The 1346-nt window shown below is 37.5% G+C and carries 1 protein-coding gene; it reads left to right on the forward strand.

What is annotated here, in order from left to right:
- Positions 1–1346: hypothetical protein (locus CYO90_RS10250; protein WP_103579056.1), on the forward strand; the 1346-nt coding region annotated here is incomplete at both ends.

Consider the following 1346-nt stretch of genomic DNA (forward strand, 5'->3'; position numbering starts at 1 on the left):
TAATAATCTTGAAAAGATAGAGATAAAAGATGCACCAGAGAACTCAACTAAACTACTAGAGGCTTTTAAAAACGAGGTAAAGGCGTTAAGAGAAGAGGCTCAAACTGGAGAGATAAAAGGGGATGGGTTTGTAGTAAAAAATGGTGGCAAACTTACTTTTATGGATGAAGCTAAATTTGAGCTAAGTAAAGAGCTTCAAGGCAAGACTGATCTAGGTGAAAAAATATCAACTTCTTTAGCGTGGCTTCACTCAAAACATCCTGAAATGTTTGAGAACAAAAGAGCAGTTAAAGAACTAATTGATTATGTGCTTGATGAACCAAATACTATAAAGGCTGGAAAAAGCGAAAATAGTGTTTATCTTGGTAAAAAAGATGGCACAAAAATAAAAGATATTGTGGTAAATAAAAGTGAAAATAAAATAATTCACGCAAATAGACGCAGGATGAGTACGGATGAAATAAAGGCTGACGGTAAGGACGCCCACATCCCCTTACACACTGATACTATGCCAGCAGGGGCGACTGGTGCAAATGCACGTTCGTCAGCTGATGAAAGCATTATACCAAAACAAACACAAGAAGAGTTTAAAAAGCTTTTAAACGAATATGATGTGGATAAGTTTTTAAGCGATAGAGAAAATATATTGGCTAAAAATGCAAAATATGGCAGAAATAGAATAGCTGATAGAAATATTGAGAGCAACGACGGAGTTGGCGGTTGGGAATATAAATTAACACCAGCAGGTTATGAGAAAAACTACAAAGCAGACTTTCTAACCACAAAGGCTGACGTTGCGAAGATAAGAGCTGGAAAGATGGACGAGGCTACTTTTAATAAACTAAAATCTGATCTTGAAAGCAGCGAAGCACTCGGCTATGAGTATAAAAAAGCTAGCGATTATGCTGATATGGAAGACTTTGAGCGAGAATTTGGAAGCCTATCTAATCCAAAAGGTGGCAGAACTATCAACGCAAGCCCACATATAGCAAGCGGCTTACTTGGGGGCACAGCAAATGGCACTGATGAAAATGGCAATGTAAACCCTGAAGAGTTTGCAAAGGGTTTTATATATGCATTGTTTGGGTCAAAGATAACAGCCGAGGGAGTAAAAAGAGTAAGCCCTGAGCTTTACAATAAGATACTAAGCATATCTAAAAAGCCAAGCGAAGAGATAAAAAAGATAGTTGATAATGCAGGAGTGGATAAACTGGCTAAACAAGAAAAACGAGGCATCTATAATGTCACATATAATGGCAAATTCTCAACGCCAGTTTATAAGGATTTAGAGGATGTAGAGGGAGCGGTAAGATATGCGATAGGAAATAAAAACAAAGGGGCTAAAC

Origin of the sequence: Campylobacter concisus (assembly GCF_002913745.1) — a bacterium.
GTDB classification, from domain to species: domain Bacteria; phylum Campylobacterota; class Campylobacteria; order Campylobacterales; family Campylobacteraceae; genus Campylobacter_A; species Campylobacter_A concisus_R.